The sequence below is a fragment of the Streptomyces sp. PR69 genome (assembly GCF_026420845.1).
Taxonomy (GTDB): domain Bacteria; phylum Actinomycetota; class Actinomycetes; order Streptomycetales; family Streptomycetaceae; genus Streptomyces.
In genome coordinates this window covers 23988-39136 of record NZ_JAOWCB010000032.1, presented here as the reverse complement: position 1 = coordinate 39136, position 15149 = coordinate 23988, and the positions used below count along the sequence as shown (strand labels likewise).

11 protein-coding genes and 3 tRNA genes are annotated in these 15149 nt (G+C 72.2%); 5 read left to right on the top strand and 9 right to left on the bottom strand.

Annotated elements, in window-relative coordinates:
• Positions 1 to 7: 7 nt before the first annotated feature.
• A complete protein-coding gene (locus tag OF819_RS24015; RefSeq protein ID WP_267245705.1) occupies positions 8 to 820 on the top strand; it encodes a VOC family protein in 813 nt (270 codons plus the stop codon).
• Here OF819_RS24015 and OF819_RS24010 read toward each other — a convergent pair.
• The 9 genes from OF819_RS24010 to OF819_RS23970 all read right to left on the bottom strand — a co-directional run bounded on the left by OF819_RS24010 (position 733) and on the right by OF819_RS23970 (position 9124).
• Positions 733 to 2940 (bottom strand): ricin-type beta-trefoil lectin domain protein, encoded by a 2208-nt coding sequence (locus OF819_RS24010; protein ID WP_267245704.1) that lies wholly within the window; start codon positions 2938 to 2940, stop codon positions 733 to 735. The genes OF819_RS24015 and OF819_RS24010 overlap by 88 nt on opposite strands.
• A 258-nt stretch (positions 2941 to 3198) precedes the next feature.
• Positions 3199 to 5334: an ABC transporter permease gene (locus tag OF819_RS24005; RefSeq protein ID WP_267245703.1), complete on the bottom strand. Its 2136-nt coding sequence runs from the start codon at positions 5332 to 5334 to the stop codon at positions 3199 to 3201.
• 31 nt (positions 5335 to 5365) lie between these two features.
• A complete protein-coding gene (gene modA / locus OF819_RS24000) occupies positions 5366 to 6166 on the bottom strand; it encodes a molybdate ABC transporter substrate-binding protein (protein ID WP_267245702.1) in 801 nt (266 codons plus the stop codon).
• A gap of 23 nt (positions 6167 to 6189) precedes the next feature.
• Complete coding sequence (locus OF819_RS23995) at positions 6190 to 6585, bottom strand: TOBE domain-containing protein (protein ID WP_267245701.1); 396 nt, start codon at positions 6583 to 6585, stop codon at positions 6190 to 6192.
• A gap of 590 nt (positions 6586 to 7175) precedes the next feature.
• Positions 7176 to 7640 (bottom strand): SRPBCC family protein, encoded by a 465-nt coding sequence (locus OF819_RS23990; protein WP_267245700.1) that lies wholly within the window; start codon positions 7638 to 7640, stop codon positions 7176 to 7178.
• A 94-nt stretch (positions 7641 to 7734) separates the two neighbouring features.
• Positions 7735 to 8529, bottom strand: coding sequence for a VOC family protein (locus tag OF819_RS23985; protein ID WP_267245699.1), 795 nt, complete (start codon positions 8527 to 8529; stop codon positions 7735 to 7737).
• 191 nt (positions 8530 to 8720) lie between these two features.
• Positions 8721 to 8794, bottom strand: a tRNA-Ile gene (locus tag OF819_RS23980).
• A 179-nt stretch (positions 8795 to 8973) separates the two neighbouring features.
• Positions 8974 to 9046, bottom strand: a tRNA-Asn gene (locus OF819_RS23975).
• Between the two features lie 5 nt (positions 9047 to 9051).
• Positions 9052 to 9124: transfer RNA gene (locus OF819_RS23970), tRNA-Asn, on the bottom strand.
• 220 nt (positions 9125 to 9344) lie between these two features.
• Here OF819_RS23970 and OF819_RS23965 point away from each other — a divergent pair.
• The 4 genes from OF819_RS23965 to OF819_RS23950 all read left to right on the top strand — a co-directional run bounded on the left by OF819_RS23965 (position 9345) and on the right by OF819_RS23950 (position 15143).
• Positions 9345 to 9647, top strand: a complete 303-nt coding sequence (locus OF819_RS23965; RefSeq protein WP_267245698.1) for a YtxH domain-containing protein — start codon at positions 9345 to 9347, stop codon at positions 9645 to 9647.
• 36 nt (positions 9648 to 9683) lie between these two features.
• Positions 9684 to 11129 carry a xylulokinase gene (locus OF819_RS23960; protein WP_267245697.1) on the top strand — a complete coding sequence of 482 codons (1446 nt, stop codon included), beginning with the start codon at positions 9684 to 9686 and terminating at the stop codon, positions 11127 to 11129.
• Positions 11130 to 11430: 301 nt separating this feature from the next.
• Positions 11431 to 13173 (top strand): ABC transporter ATP-binding protein, encoded by a 1743-nt coding sequence (locus OF819_RS23955; RefSeq protein ID WP_267245696.1) that lies wholly within the window; start codon positions 11431 to 11433, stop codon positions 13171 to 13173.
• Entirely contained in the window at positions 13170 to 15143 is a 1974-nt protein-coding gene (locus OF819_RS23950) for an ABC transporter ATP-binding protein (RefSeq protein WP_267245695.1), read from the top strand. The genes OF819_RS23955 and OF819_RS23950 overlap by 4 nt, the downstream gene beginning before the upstream one ends.
• Positions 15144 to 15149 lie beyond the last annotated feature (6 nt).

The following is a 15149-nucleotide window of genomic DNA, read 5'->3' as shown; positions in this document are numbered from 1 at the left end:
GCAGACCATGGCCGCACTACCGGAAGGCGCCCCCTGCTGGGCGGATGCGGCGTTTCCGGACCTGGAGGCCGCGAAGAACTTCTACGCCGAGCTGTTCGGGTGGACCTATACCGACGCCCTGGCGCAGTTCGGCGGCTACACCCAGGCTCTGAAGGACGGGCAGCCCGTGGCCGCGGTCGAGACCATGCGGCCCGGCCTGGGCGGGGAGCCGTCCTGGAACCTGTACTTCGCGACGTCCGACATCGAGGCGACGACGGCGAAGATCCGCGACAACGGCGGCGCGCTGCTGATGGACCCGATGAAGGTCGGCGACTACGGGACGATGGTCACCGCGGAGGACCCCAGCGGGGCGTACTTCAGCGCCTGGCAGCCGGCCTCCCACAAGGGGTTCGGCCGGACGGGGGAGCCCGGTGCGTACTGCTGGGCGGAGGTCACCGCGCGGGACGCGGCGAAGGCCGACGCCTTCTACCCCGCCGTCTTCCCCCTGGAGGTGCGGCCGCTGGGGAACGCGCAGGGCGGCGAGGGCGGACCGGCCGGCTTCCATGTGTGGAAGGTGGCGGGCAGACCGGTGGCGGGGCGGCGCCATATGACGGACGACTTCCCCTCGGACGTACACCCGTTCATCAATGTGTACTTCGGCGTGGCGGACTGCGACGCCGCGGTGGAGACGGTCCGGCGGCTCGGCGGTCAGGTGCTCCAGGGGCATGAGCCGACGGACAGCCCGTTCGGGCGCTATGCGACGGTCAAGGACCCCCAGGGGGCGGTGTTCTCCGTGATCGATCCGGCGACGACGGTCGGCGAGCCGCCGGACCTGTCCTGAGGGGAGAGGCCGCCTTCGGCGGGTCGGTCCAGCGGCGGCGCGTGTCGCGGCCCGGAAGGGGGACGTTCGGCGTCGCTCACCCGGCGCAGCCCGTGCCCGGGCTCCTCCGGGGCGGACCGCCCCGCGGCCCGCTCCCCCTCCCCCGCCTGAAGGGACGCCGTGGACGACGGTGAGACCGGCGGAACGGCGGAGGGCGGGGTCTGCGCATCGGACGGTACCGAGGACGGGTGCGGCTGCGGGTGCGGGCTCCGGGTCGGCGCGCCGCGGCGGCCTGCGGCGGCGTCCTCGGCGGTGCTGACCTCTTCGGCGGTCGGGGAGTCCGCGCCCGCGTCCGGCTTCAGCCGCGGCGTGTAGACCGGGAAGTCGGTGAACCACCGCTGCTCCACGGAGCCGTCGCGGATCTTGATGACAACGTTGGTCCCGGCGTCGTCGGAGGCGGGGACGAGGGCCAGCGCCTCGTTCCAGCGGGGAATGACCAGGCCGTGGATCGTCAGGTCGTACCGCACGTCGTCCGCGTCGTCCGCGGATGCCCCGGCGCAGCCGCCCAGCCGGGCCACCCCGTCCAGTTCGCGGGAGCGAAGGCACAGTCCGGGGGCGGCGAAGGAGCGCAGCAGCCCGTCGTCCTCGTACAGCCAGCGCTGCGTCGCGGTCGAGGTGCAGCGGGACATGGCGGCCTCGACGCCCGACCGTGCCGTGCGGCCGTGGACGTCGAGACAGAGGCCGGTGCCCGCGTTGCGCAGCCTGGTCTCCAGCGGGCCGCCGGGATGGGCGGCGGCGGAGGTGCCGGACGACGGCGGGGACGGCGCGGGTGCGGAGGGGGCGCGGCTGGGCTGCTGCCCGCCGGGCGCGGGCGTCGCGGAGCCGGTGACCTGGCCGCTCGGGCCCGCGGGCCCCGCGTTGCCGCCGCCTCCACCGTCTCCGTCCTGGCCGCCGCCGATGAGCAGTCCGGCGACGACGGCGCACAGGACGACGAACAGGACGCCGGACGCCACCGCCCCCGCACCTGCACCTGCACCTTTGCCGGCACCGGCGCTGCTCAGCAGACGGGCCGGCCCGAGGCGGCGGAGCGCGCCGCGCACCCGGAGTCCTCGGGCCGCGATCCGGGCCGGCGAGACGCGCGAGGCCCGCGAGGCCCGTGAGGCCCGTGAGTGGCGACCGGCCGCCCGGGGCGAGGCGGCCGGGACAGCCGGGTCCGCTTCGGCGGCTTCGGCGGTCTCGGCGGTGCGCTGCTGTGCGCGCCGCCGCAGTCGGCCGGGCCGCCCGTCGAGATAGCCGCGGGCCGCGTGGCCGAGCACGCCTTCGGCGAGCAGCAGCGCCAGTCGCCCGTCGGACTGGCGGAGTTGCTGTGCGGCATAGCGGCAGTACGGGCACTGTGCGAGGTGCTGCCGAATGTCGGGAATGAGCGTGCCGCCGCGGCGCAGAGATATGTCGAGAAGACGACTGTAGTGGCGGCATTCCGCGTTCGGAGCCAGTTCGATATGCGCGCGTAGACAGCCCTTCCGGAACATTTCACGCGCCTGTTCCCGTTGGCCGGAGGCGCTGCGCGGGTCGACGCCAAGCAATGCGGCGGGAATCGATATGCCTTCCGCCTCGACCTCGGTGTGCCAGAGCAGTATCTGCACCGGTGCGGGCATCATCTGAAATGCACGCGAGACGAGGCGGCGGCTTTCTCCTGGGACGTCCGGATTCCGCAGCCCGGGCGGCAGCATTGCGGCGACGCGCGGGTCCGCCGCCCAGATCGCGGCGATTTCCCGTACGGTCACCAGAAGCCGGGGCCGGAGCGCGCCCTTGAGCCCGCCCTGCTCACGCAGTTCCCCGAGTGTCTGCCGGAAGGCGGCCGCCGCGAGCGTCCCGGCGGCACTCTCTGCCGGGCCTGCGCCCAGTGCGCCGCCGTCCGCCGACGCGCCGGGTGCGGGTGCGGGTGCGGGTACGGGTTCGGGCGCGGGTGCACACAGGGCGGCGTAGTCGCTGACGGCCTGCCAGTGCCGGGTCAGCAGCGCGGCGACGGCGAAGGTCTCGTCCTCGCCTCCCAGCAGGGCCGCAAGCGCCGCGTCACCGCCCTCGGCGGCTGCTGCGACCGGCACGGCGGGAGAGGTGTGGGGGGTGCGCGGATGCTGCATGGGTGTCTTTCCGTTCAGGGCACAGCGGTGAGGGGTGGAACCAGGCCACACTGAATTGGTATGGACCTGATAAGCAGCCGAATTCGAACTACTGAACAGAAACGCCATGTTCGGGCGTACGGAAGCTCACCCTTCCACAACACACGTACATGGAACAAGAGTTCCGGATCGACGGCCAATCGCGATCCCGGATGAGCAGAACCGTGCTATATCGAGCTGAAATTGACCCTGCGTCAAAAAGGCAGCGGCATGCCCGGCTCAGAGAGCCACCAGAGAGACCTCCGTGGCTTTGACACTCGTCCATACGGGCACCCCGTCGGCGAGCGCGAGTTCCGCGGCCGCCTCCGGGGTGATCTCCGCGACCAGATCAGGCACCCGGTCCGATGCCACGAGCACCCGCAGCCTGCTGCCGACCGCCGTGATCTCCCGTACGGCGCCGGGCCAGACATTGCGGGGACTGCCGCCGGGCCGGTCGCGGTGGACGGAGACCGCCTCCGGCGCGATGATCGCCAGCGCCCGCTCGCCCGCGGCTGGGCGTTCCCGCTCGCCGTCCAGCGGCCCCGCGGCGGCCAGCCGCCCTCCGCCCGCGAGTTCCAGCCCGTCCTCGGCGACCGTGCCCGGCCAGGCGTTGCGGCCGAGCATCCGGGCCACCCAGGCGGAGCGGGGATGCCGGGTGACCTCGGCCGGAGGGGCGTCCTGGAGCGCCCGGCCGCCGTCGAGCACCAGCACCCGGTCGGCGAGCGAGAGCGCCTCCACCGGGTCGTGCGTGACGATCAGACAGACGCCGCCGAAGCCGTCGAGATGACGCCGCAGCAGATGTCTGACGCGCCCCTTGGCGGTCTGGTCGAGGGCGGCGAGCGGCTCGTCGAGCAGCAGCAGCCGGGGCCGGGCGGCCAGGGCGCGGGCGAGTGCGACGCGCTGCGCCTGTCCGCCGGAGAGCTGCGCGGGCTTGCGGGCCGCGAGATGGCCGACTCCCAGCCGGTCGAGCCACTCCTGCGCGGCACGGCGCGCCTGAGCGCGGGGGACGCCCTGGGCGCGCAGCCCGTACGCCGTGTTGCCCAGGGCGCTCAGATGCGGGAAGAGCGCCCCGCTCTGGGGCACCCAGGCGACGCCGCGGCGGTGCGGGGGCAGGCCGGTCACATCCAGGCCGCCGAGGCTCAGCGCGGCATGGGAGCGGGGGGTCAGGCCGAGGAGGGCGCGCAGCAGCGTGGTCTTGCCCGCGCCGTTGGGTCCGACGACCGCGACGGTGACGCCCGGCTCCGCGTCGAGGGTGAGCCGGTTGAAGCCGGTGACGTCGGCGTGCAGCGCCCAGCGCCCGTTTACGGGGGCTCCGCCCCCGGACCCCGGCTCCTCAATCGCCGGAGGGGCTGGATTTTCCAGCCCCTCCGGGGGAGACGGAGGACACGGCCGAAGGTCGTGCCGGGGGTCTGGGGACTTGCCCCGCCCGCCGGATCCCGCGGCGCGCCCGCCGGGCCCCGCGGCCGACACGCCATTCCCCGCGGCGGGTTCAGTGAGCCCCGCCGTCGGCTCGTCGTCCGCGGTCCGCGCCGCCCGGCGGGCGTCGCCGTCTCCGCGCGCCCCGGTGCTGAAGCGTCCGCGGAGCGCGACGAGCACCGCCATGGCGATGGCGAGCAGCAGCAGCGAGAGCGAGGTGGCGGCCTCGGGCTGGTCCTGGAGCAGCAGATAGACCTGGAGCGGCAGGGTCTGGGTGACGCCGGGCAGATTGCCGGCGAAGGTGATGGTCGCGCCGAACTCGCCGAGCGCCCGCGCCCAGGTGAGCGCGGCCCCCGCGGCCAGGCCGGGGGCGACCATGGGCAGGGTGACGGTGCAGAACACCCGTACCGGCGAAGCCCCCAGCGAGGCTGCCGTCTCCTCGTAGCCCGGCCGCAGCCCGGCGAGTGCGCCCTCCAGGCTGATGACGAGGAACGGCATAGAGACGAACGTGGCCGCGACCACCGCCCCGGAGGTGTGGAAGGGCAGCGTGACGCCGAAGGCGTCGTCCAGCCAGGGGCCCAGCAGCCCCCGCCTGCCGAAGCCGAGCAGGAGCGCCACGCCGCCGACGGTGGGCGGCAGCACCATGGGCAGCAGGACGAGGGAGCGGACGAGGGCCTTGCCGGGGAAGTCCACTCGGGCCAGCAGCCAGGCCAGCGGCACCCCGAGCAGCAGGGACAGACCGAGAGACCAGAAGGAGACGACGAGCGAGAGCCGGAGCGCCTCGGTGACTCCGGGGGCGGTCAGATGCGTGCCCAGCTCGCCCCAGGAGGTGCGTACGAGGATCCCGGCGAGGGGCAGCAGCAGAAACGCGATCGCCAGCACCGCGGGCACGGCGAGCGGCAGCGGGGGGCGGGTGCGGAGGCGGGTGCGGGAGCGGGAGCGGGAGCGGGTGCGTTTCATCGGGGTGCCGGGTTCCTCGTGCGGGTGGCTCTCACGGCTTCTGGAAGCCCGCGTCCTGAAGGATCTTCAGCGCTTCCGGGGTACGCAGCCAGGCCACGAACTCCGCCGCCGCGGCGGCGTTCTCCGACGCCTTGAGGGTGGCCGCCGGGTACTCGGCGACGGCGTTCTGGCCGTCGGGGATCTCGACGGCGTCGACCTTGTCCTGTGCGACGGCGGCGTCCGTCCGGTAGACGATGCCCGCATCGGCCTCGCCCAGCTCGACCTTGCTGAGCACGGCGCGCACATTCGGCTCCTGCGAGACGGACCTGACGGTCACCCGCTGTGCGTCCAGGACCTGCCTGCTGTACTTGCCGACGGGCGCCTGGGGCGCGGCCAGCACCACCTTGAGCTTGGGGTCGGCCAGGTCGGCGAGCCCGCCGACCTTGTGCGGGTTGCCCTCGCCGACGGCGATGACGAGACGGTTCCCGGCGATGACCACCGGGTCGCCGGTCTCGCCCCTGACGTCGTCCATCGTCTTGGCGTCCGCGGTGACCAGGACGTCCGCGGGCGCGCCCTGCCGGACCTGCGCGGCCAGCTCCTGCGACCCGGCGAAGGAGAACGTCACGGCCACGCCCTTGTGCGACGCCTCATACGCGGCGCCCGCCGCCTTGAAGACGTCCGTGAGCGAGGAGGCGGCGAGCACGGTCAGCCGGGTCTCCTTCCCGGACGCCTCGTCTCCGCCGTCGCCGTCGCCGCCGCAGGCGGCCAGGGGCGCGAGCAGGGCGACGGCGGCGAGCGCGGCGGCGGCGCGGCGTCCGGCGGGTATCGCGGCTCTGGCGGCAGGGGTGCGCATGGCGGCGGAGCTCCTCGGAAGAGTCATGGGGTGTCGATATGGACGCTGGTCGACTTCACCCGGCCGGTGGCCCGCATCCCGACCTCAAGGCCCAGCTCCTCGACGGCCTCCCTGGTGAGCAGCGAGACGAGCCGGTGCGGCCCGGCCTGGATCTCGACCTGCGCGGCGACGTCCCCGAGCTTGACCGCGGTGACGATCCCCGGAAACGCGTTGCGGGCGGAGGTGTACGGCTCGCCGTCCTCGCCGTCGCCGCCCTGCGCGACCTCGACGGAGAAAGCGGCCAGATCCCGGCCGTCGATCAGCCGCCGCCCGCTCTCGTCGCGGTGCGTCGCGACCCGACCGGCGTCGGCCCAGCGCCGCGCGGTGTCGGGGCTGACGCCGAGCAGCCGTGCGGCCTGTCCAATGGTGTAGGACTGCATATGCGCCACCGTAGGCTGGTGATTCCGGCATCTGCAAGGAGAGTCCCCAATCTTCATGGCAAATGCCAGGCCGCCTGGGCGAAGCTCCAAACCCACCGCGACCCCTACCCAGGGGCTCCGCCCCCGGACCCCCGCGCCTCAAACTCCCCCAGCCACCTCCTCCAGCTACCACTGGGAGGTGCCCCCAGGGGTACCCCCAGAGGTGCCCCCCACGGGGCTGAGTTTCCGGCCCCCGCGCCTCAAGCACCCGCGACGCTGGAACGCCTCCGCACTTCAAGCGCTCACGGGGGTGAACTTCCAGCCCCGAGCCCCCAGCGCCGACGAGGCCGGAACGTGCGGCCGGCGGTGTCCTCAAACGCCGGACGGGCTCAATTGAGCCCGTTGGGGCACCTCCTGGGGTACCCCCAGACCCCGTCTGGGGGAGATTGAGGACACGGCGTTCAGGCCGTACAGGGGCGGCGGCGCGAAGCTGCCGCCCGCGAAGGGGCGCGGGGCGGCAGCCCCGCAGCCTCTCCCCCCGGAGGGGGTCTGGGGGCGGAGCCCCCAGTTACGGGAAGGGGCGGGGTGGAGGAAAGCCCCCCGCGTACGCCCTACACCGACGCCCGGACCCACTCGTCAGGCCCCGGATCACCCCCCTGCGCCCGCACCGCAAGCCGGTCAAGGTAGTGCTCCCACCCCTCCTCATGCGCCGCGCACGCCTCCGCGGAGGGCAGGCCGCTGTGCACCAGGGTCAGCCGGGACGCCTCGCCGTCCGGCTCAAGGGTGATCTCCACGATGCTGGAGCCGGGCGGCACGGGCGCGCCCTCCCCGGTCCAGCCCCAGCTGAAGACGAGACGCCTGGGCGGGTCGATCTCCAGCAGACGCCCGGAGGCATGGTCCGCTCCGGTGACATTGGTGTGGTACGGGCCTCCGGACTCAAAGATGAAGTCGCCGTCCACACCCATCCAGGAGAGCCAGCGTTCGCGGTCGGTGAAGAAGGAGAACACGGTGTCGGGGCGGGCGGCGATACGCCGCTCGACGGTCACGGTGTCCTGACTCATCGCCTCGGAGCTCATGGGCTCATTCCTCCCTCTCCGTCCTGCCGCAGCCTGACAGGACCGGCATCCGTCAGCGCTCCGAGGCGCTGAGAGACCGCCGCTGACACCGCCCCTAGGCAGGGGACATCTTGGGCATGTCGCCTTCGGTCGTCGACGCGTCGATGACCGAGAACGACGCGCCCTGCGGATCGCTCAGCGCCGCGAAGCGCCCGAACGGCGTGCTCATCGGGCCAAAGCGCAGCACCCCGCCGCGATCGACGGCCTTCTGCACCGCCGTGTCGCAGTCCTCGACGCCGAAGTACACATTGACGTAGGGCGGCACCTCGGGCGGGAAGTCCTCGTCCATCTTCATCCGGCCGAGCACGGTGGTGTCGCCGAGGTTGTAGACCTTGAAGTCGATCTTGTCGTCCTCCATGCGCTGGCTGGTGTAGCCGAAGACGGCGGGGAAGAAGGCGTCCGACTTCTCCGGCTCGCGGGTGAAGACCTCGGCCCAGTTGTAGGTGCCCGGCTCCCCGGAGGCCTCGAAGCCCTGGTGCGCGCCCGCCTGCCATACGCCGAACACCACGCCGCTGGGGTCGCGGGCCAGCAGCATCGATCCGAAGTCGCCGACCTGCATGGGCTCCATGAGCAGTTCGCCGCCATTGCCGCGGATCTTGTCGGCCGTCGCCTTGACGTCCGGCGAGGCGAGGTAGAGGCACCAGGCGGACTGCCCCTCGGCGCCCGGCATGGGCGGCACGACGGCGGCGACGGCCTTCCCGTCCTTGTACGCCTGCGTGTAGTTCCCGTACTCCGACGCAGCTTCTCCGAACGTCCAGCCCAGCACGGCGCCGTAGAAGCTCTTGGCCCCTTCGACGTCGGCGAACATGGCATCGGCCCAGACCGGCGTTCCCTCAGGTTGTGCGGCCATGACTCAAGGCTCCCTGCTCGACGAATGGTCCGGATTGTCACGCTAGCCACCCCGGCCGGCCGCCGCGGCCCTGGCTGATCCATGCGGGTGAAGACGGCAAAAAGCCCCCAGCGTGTCGCGCGTGAGGTGCGCCATGCCGGGGGCATGCTCGTCCCGGACAACCGAAACGTTCCTGCAGAGATACTGCGGAGTGGGGCGGGTGGGACTCGAACCCACGGCCGACGGATTATGAGTCCGCTGCTCTAACCGGCTGAGCTACCGCCCCCAACGGCGTGTCGCGCACATTTGTGCGCGCCGTCTGCCGCAGCATAGCCGCTCATACGATCTCCTGCCTCGACTGGTCGGCCATGCTCAACCATGAGGACCCCGAAGCGGGCCGACCGGTTCCCCGGCGCAGGGAAATCACATAGAAAAAGGACCCTCGCGGGTCCTCTTCCGTGTCCGCTCCCCCGGCTGGACTCGAACCAGCAACCCTCCGGTTAACAGCCGAATGCTCTGCCAATTGAGCTACAGGGGATCGCGCTCCCCCGACTGGACTCGAACCAGTAACCTGCCGGTTAACAGCCGGCTGCTCTGCCAATTGAGCTACAGGGGACTGCTGCGTGTGCACCGAACGTACCTACCGGGGGCGTCCCGGAGGGCGTGCGCTCGCTGCGACACATACATTAGCGCAAGCAGGGGGGTGCTCCGCCAATCGGTATGCCGCGGGCGCCCGTGGATGATCTCCGCGGCCGCCGGGTACGCGGCAGCCCGTGGGCACGACACGACGCCGGGCAGCCGAGGCAGGGCGCCGACGCAAGGGAAGGGTGGCAGCCATGCGGTACAAGCTCACGTTCCTGGCCGGACTGGCCCTGGGCTATGTGCTGGGCACGCGCGCCGGGCGCGAGCAGTACGAGAAGATGAAGAAGTCCGTACGCGACTTCAGCCAGAACCCGGCCGTCCGCAATGCCGCCGAGTCCGCCGCGCAGGGCGGCCGCGAGGCAGCAGGCCGGGCCTTCCACGTCGTCAGCGACAAGGTGGGCGACCGGGTCCCGGCCACCGTGGCCGATCGGGTGCGGTCGCTGCGGGAGCGCGGGCAGGCGGAGGCCGAGGACGACTGGGGCACCAGCAACACATGACATGACAGCCCCGCGCGTGCGGCAGAATCTCCGGACATGGGGATAGTCGCCGGGTTGGACAGTTCGTCTGGGTTCACACGCATCGTGGTCTGCGATGCGGACACGGGCGCCGTGCTGCGCCAGGGGTACGCACCGCACCCCGTAGAGGCCAAGGCCGTCGAGGTCGATCCGCAGGCCTGGCTGCTCTCGCTCGGCGAGGCGGCCTCGGGCGGGCTCCTCGAAGGCGTGGAGGCGATCGGCGTCTGCGCGCAGGCCCATGGCCTGGTGCCGCTGGACTCCGCTGGCGCCCTGGTGCGCCCGGCCCTGCTCGGCAATGACAAACGCGCCCAGGCCGCGGCCGCCGATCTCGTCGACGGCCTCGGCGGGCGGCAGGCGTGGGCCGAGGCCGTCGGCTCCGTGCCGCAGGCCGCCCAGCCCGTGGCGAAGCTGCGCTGGCTGGCGCGCACCGAGCCCGAGGCGGCGCAGCGCACCGCCGCGCTGCTGCAGCCGCACGACTGGCTGGTGTGGCAGCTGCTGGGCCGGCCCGCCCGCCGCACCACCGACCGCGGCGGCGCGTCCGGCACCGGCTACTGGTCGGCGGCGACCGGGGCCTACCGGCCCGACCTGGTGGAGCTGGCCATCGGCCACCCCTGCGCGCTGCCCGAGGTGCTCGGCCCCGCCGAAGCCGCCGGCATGACCCCCGAGGGGCTGCTGATCTCCGCGGGCACCGGCGAGACGATGGCGGCCGCGTTCGGCCTCGGCGTCGGCGCCGGCGACGCCGTGGTCTCGCTCGGCGCGTCCGGCTCCGTGACCGCCGTGCACCATGAGGCCCTCGCCGACCCCAGCGGAATGATCACCTCGCTGGCGGACGCGACCGGGATGCATCTGCCGGTCGTGCACACCCTCAACGCCGTACGCGCACTCCGCGGCACCGCCGAACTGCTTGGCCTCGACGGCCTGGAGGAACTGTCCGCCCTGGCGCTCAAGTCGACCCCCGGCGCGTCCGGCCTGGTGCTGCTGCCGTATCTGGAGGGCGAGAAGACCCCGCAGCTGCCGCACACCGCGGGCACCCTCAGCGGACTGCGCCGTGAGTCGATGAAGCCAGAGCATCTGGCGCGGGCCGCCGTCGAGGGCATGCTCTGCTCGCTCGCCGACGCCATGGACGTGCTGCGCGGGCGCGGAGTGGAGGTGCGCCGGGTGTTCCTGCTGGGCGCGGCCGCCGAGCTGCCGGCCGTCCAGGCCGCCGCCCCCGCGATCTTCGGCGCCCAGGTCGTGGTGCCGCAGCCCGCCGACTACGCGGCGCTCGGCGCGGCCCGGCAGGCCGCCTGGGCGCTGGGTGTCTCACAGGGCGCGCTGACCCCGCAGTCTCCGCCCGCCTGGCAGGGGGCCGCGGCGCAGGTCTTCGAACCGGGTGAGGAGCTGGCGGTGGGACAGGCGGTGCGGCAGCAGTACGGGGCGACGCGGGATCAGATCCATCCGGGCGCGTTCCCCGCGGGGGCTTGATTCCGGGGGCTCCGCCCCGGCCCCCGCTCCTCAGGCTCCCCCAGCTGCCTCCCCCAGACTCCTCCCCCAGCTACCTCCCCCAGACTCCGTCCGGGGGTACCCCCAGGAGGTGCCCCCAGGGGTACCCCAACGGAGGTGCCCCCAGGCGGGGCTCATTTCGGCGGACGCCCGGTCGGGTAAACCCTTGCCGGTTCGCGAGCGTTCTGGCGGAAGATGGTCGGGCTGCCCCTGACCGTGCCGTGCGTGTGCCCTGTGTGTGCCGTGTGTGTGCCGTGCGGATGCCGAGCCCGAGAGACCGCGTGTGCTGATACGAATCCTGCGGACGTACCTGCGTCCGCACCGCAAGCCCATCGCCCTGCTGGCAGTGCTGCAGTTACTGCAGACCAGCGCCACCCTCTATCTGCCCACCCTGAACGCCGACATCATCGACAACGGTGTCGTGCGCGGGGACACGGGCCATGTGCTGAGGGTCGGCGCGCTGATGACCGCCGTGAGCGTGGTGCAGGTCGCCTGCAATGTGGGGGCGGTGTTCTTCGGGGCGCGTACCGCGGCCGCCGTCGGCCGGGATGTGCGGGCCGATGTCTTCGACCGGGTGCAGAGCTTCTCCGCCCGCGAGGTGGGGCAGTTCGGCGCGCCGTCGCTGATCACCCGTACCACCAATGACGTCCAGCAGGTGCAGATGCTGGTCCTGATGGCGTTCACGCTGATGGTCTCCGCCCCGATCATGTGCGTGGGCGGCATCGTGATGGCGCTCGGCCAGGATGTGCCGCTGTCGGCGGTGCTGCTCGCGGTGGTTCCGGTGCTCGGCGTCGCGGTGTCGCTGATCGTGCGGCGGATGCGTCCGCTGTTCCGCACGATGCAGGAGCGGCTCGACTCCGTGAACCGGGTGCTGCGGGAGCAGATCACCGGCATCCGCGTCATCCGCGCCTTCGTCCGCGACGGCTACGAGAAGGAACGATTCCGCACGGCCAATGCCGAGCTGACCGGTGTCTCCATGTCCGCCGGCCGGCTGATGGCGCTGATGTTCCCGACCGTGATGACGGTGGTCAACGTCTCGTCGGTCGCCGTCGTCTGGTTCGGTGCGCACCGGATCGACGCGGGGGCGATGCAGATCGGTTCGCTGACCGCGTTTCTCGCCTATCTGATGCAGATCGTGATGGCCGTGATGATGGCCACCTTCATGTTCATGATGGTGCCGCGCGCCGAGGTCTGCGCGGAGCGCATCGAGCAGGTGCTGTCGACGGAGTCGAGCGTCGTGCCGCCCGCCGCGCCCGTGCGGCGGCTGCTCGGCCACGGCCGGCTGGAGCTGCGGGACGTCGGCTTCCGCTACCCCGGCGCGGAGGAGCCGGTGCTGCGCGGCGTCGGTCTGCTGGCCCGCCCCGGCGAGACGACCGCGATCATCGGTTCGACGGGCAGCGGCAAGTCGACGCTGCTGGGCCTGGTGCCACGGCTGTTCGACGCGACCGGCGGGCAGGTGCTGGTCGGCGGAGTGGACGTACGCGACCTGGACCCGGAGCTGATGGCGCGGACCGTGGGTCTGGTGCCGCAGAAGCCGTATCTGTTCTCCGGGACCGTCGCGTCCAATCTGCGGTACGGACGGCCCGGCGCGAGCGACGAGGAGCTGTGGCGGGCCCTGGAGGCGGCACAGGCGCGGGACTTTGTCGCGGCCCTCGACGGCGGACTGGACGCGCCCGTGGCCCAGGGCGGCGTCAATCTCTCCGGCGGACAGCGGCAGCGGCTGGCGATCGCCAGGACCCTGGTGCAGCGGCCGGAGATCTATCTCTTCGACGACTCGTTCTCCGCGCTGGACTACGCGACGGACGCCGCGCTGCGCCGGGCCCTGGCAGCCGAGACGGCGAACGCGGCCGTGGTGATCGTCGCCCAGCGGGTGTCCACCATCCGCGACGCCGACCGGATCGTGGTGCTCGACGAAGGACGGGTCGTGGGGACCGGCACACATGAGGAGCTGATGGACCCGGAACGCGGCAGTGACACCTACCGGGAGATCGTGCTCTCCCAGCTGACGGAGGCGGAGGCCGCATGAGCGGGCCGGGCGGACGGATGATGGCGGGCGGCTCTCCCGCCGACCGGTCCCTGGACTTCAAGGGGTCGGCCAGGCGGCTGCTGCGGGCGCTGGCCCCGCAGCGGGCCGCGCTGTGGACGATGCTGGCGGCGGGGCTGCTCAGCGTGGCGTTCTCGGCGGTCGGCCCGGTCATCCTGGGCCGGGCCACGGATCTGGTCTTCGCGGGCGTCGTCGGCCGGTCCATGGACGAGGGCGGCAGCAAGGCCGGGGCGATCGAGGAGCTGCGCGAGCGCGGCGACGGCGGCGTCGCGGACATGCTGACGGCGGTGGACTTCGTGCCGGGGCACGGCATCGACTTCACCGCCGTACGCGATGTGCTGCTGGCGGCGCTGGCGGTGTACGCGGCCGCCGGGCTGCTGATGCTGCTGGCCACCCGCATGTCGGTGCTGGTGATCAACCGCACCGTGTACCGGATGCGCGAGGAGGTCCAGGCGAAGCTGTCCCGGCTGCCGCTCGCCTACTTCGACCGGGCCAGACGCGGCGAGGTGCTCAGCCGGGCGACCAACGACATCGACAACATCTCGCAGACCCTTCAGCAGACGCTGGGCCAGCTGGTCAATTCGCTGCTGACGATCGTGGGCGTGCTGGCGATGATGTTCTGGATCTCGCCGCTGCTGGCGCTGGTCGCACTGGTCACGGTGCCGCTGTCGGTGTGGGTGGCCACCCGGGTCGGCAAGCGCTCGCAGCCGCACTTCGTACAGCAGTGGAAGTCCACGGGGCGGCTCAACGCCCATGTGGAGGAGATGTACTCCGGCCATGCGCTGGTGAAGGTCTTCGGACGGCAGGACGAGTCGGCGCGGGCGTTCGCGGAGCAGAACGAGGCGCTGTACGAGGCGGGGTTCAAGGCGCAGTTCCACAGCGGGGTCATGCAGCCGCTGATGTTCTTCGTGTCCAATCTGAACTATGTGCTGGTGGCGGTCGTCGGCGGGCTGCGTGTGGCGTCGGGCGCGCTGTCCATCGGGGACGTCCAGGCGTTCATCCAGTTCTCCCGGCAGTTCTCGATGCCGCTGACGCAGGTGGCGTCGATGGCGAATCTGGTGCAGTCGGGCGTCGCCTCTGCGGAGCGGATCTTCGAGCTGCTGGACGCGGAGGAGCAGGAGCCGGACGCGACGCCCGCGCTCCCGGCGAGCACGCGGCCGGTTCCCGAAAGGCCCGCCGGTCGGATGCGGCCCGCCGGGCAGGTCTCGTTCGAGCATGTGGCCTTCCGCTACGAGCCGGAGAAGCCGCTCATCGAGGATCTGTCGCTCACCGTGGAGCCGGGCCACACGGTGGCGATCGTCGGCCCGACCGGGGCGGGCAAGACCACGCTGGTGAATCTGCTGCTGCGGTTCTACGAGGTGACGGGCGGCCGGATCAGCCTGGACGGGATGGACATCGCGAAGATCCCGCGCGAGGAGCTGCGCTCGGGCATCGGGATGGTGCTCCAGGACACCTGGCTGTTCGGCGGCACGATCGCGGAGAACATCGCGTACGGGGCGGCCCGGGAGGTCACCCGCGAGCAGATCGAGTCGGCGGCGCGGGCGGCGCACGCGGACCGCTTCATCCGCACCCTGCCCGACGGCTATGACACCGTCATCGACGACGAGGGCGCCTCCGGCTCCGGGGTCAGCGCCGGCGAGAAACAGCTGATCACCATCGCGCGGGCGTTTCTGTCCGACCCGGTCATCTTGGTCCTCGACGAGGCGACCAGCTCGGTCGACACCCGTACGGAGGTGCTGATCCAGAAGGCGATGGCGCGGCTGGCCCACGGCCGGACCAGCTTTGTGATCGCGCACCGGCTCTCCACCATCCGGGACGCGGATGTGATCCTGGTGATGGAACACGGCTCGATCGTCGAACAGGGCACGCACGACGAGCTGTTGGCGCACGGCGGGGCGTATGCGCGGCTGTACGCGGCGCAGTTCGCACAGGCGGTCGCCGAGGTGGACTGACGTACC

Bases quoted from the DNA above. Each gene is read 5' to 3' on its own strand.
- OF819_RS24005 (WP_267245703.1), bottom strand. From the start codon at position 5,334: ATGAAACGCACCCGCTCCCGCTCCCGCTCCCGCACCCGCCTCCGCACC.
- OF819_RS23960 (WP_267245697.1), top strand. From the start codon at position 9,684: ATGGGGATAGTCGCCGGGTTGGACAGTTCGTCTGGGTTCACACGCATC.
- OF819_RS23950 (WP_267245695.1), top strand. From the start codon at position 13,170: ATGAGCGGGCCGGGCGGACGGATGATGGCGGGCGGCTCTCCCGCCGAC.
- OF819_RS24015 (WP_267245705.1), top strand. From the start codon at position 8: ATGGCCGCACTACCGGAAGGCGCCCCCTGCTGGGCGGATGCGGCGTTT.
- OF819_RS23990 (WP_267245700.1), bottom strand. From the start codon at position 7,640: ATGAGCTCCGAGGCGATGAGTCAGGACACCGTGACCGTCGAGCGGCGT.
- OF819_RS23995 (WP_267245701.1), bottom strand. From the start codon at position 6,585: ATGCAGTCCTACACCATTGGACAGGCCGCACGGCTGCTCGGCGTCAGC.
- OF819_RS24010 (WP_267245704.1), bottom strand. From the start codon at position 2,940: ATGCAGCATCCGCGCACCCCCCACACCTCTCCCGCCGTGCCGGTCGCA.
- OF819_RS23985 (WP_267245699.1), bottom strand. From the start codon at position 8,529: ATGGCCGCACAACCTGAGGGAACGCCGGTCTGGGCCGATGCCATGTTC.
- modA (WP_267245702.1), bottom strand. From the start codon at position 6,166: ATGCGCACCCCTGCCGCCAGAGCCGCGATACCCGCCGGACGCCGCGCC.
- OF819_RS23965 (WP_267245698.1), top strand. From the start codon at position 9,345: ATGCGGTACAAGCTCACGTTCCTGGCCGGACTGGCCCTGGGCTATGTG.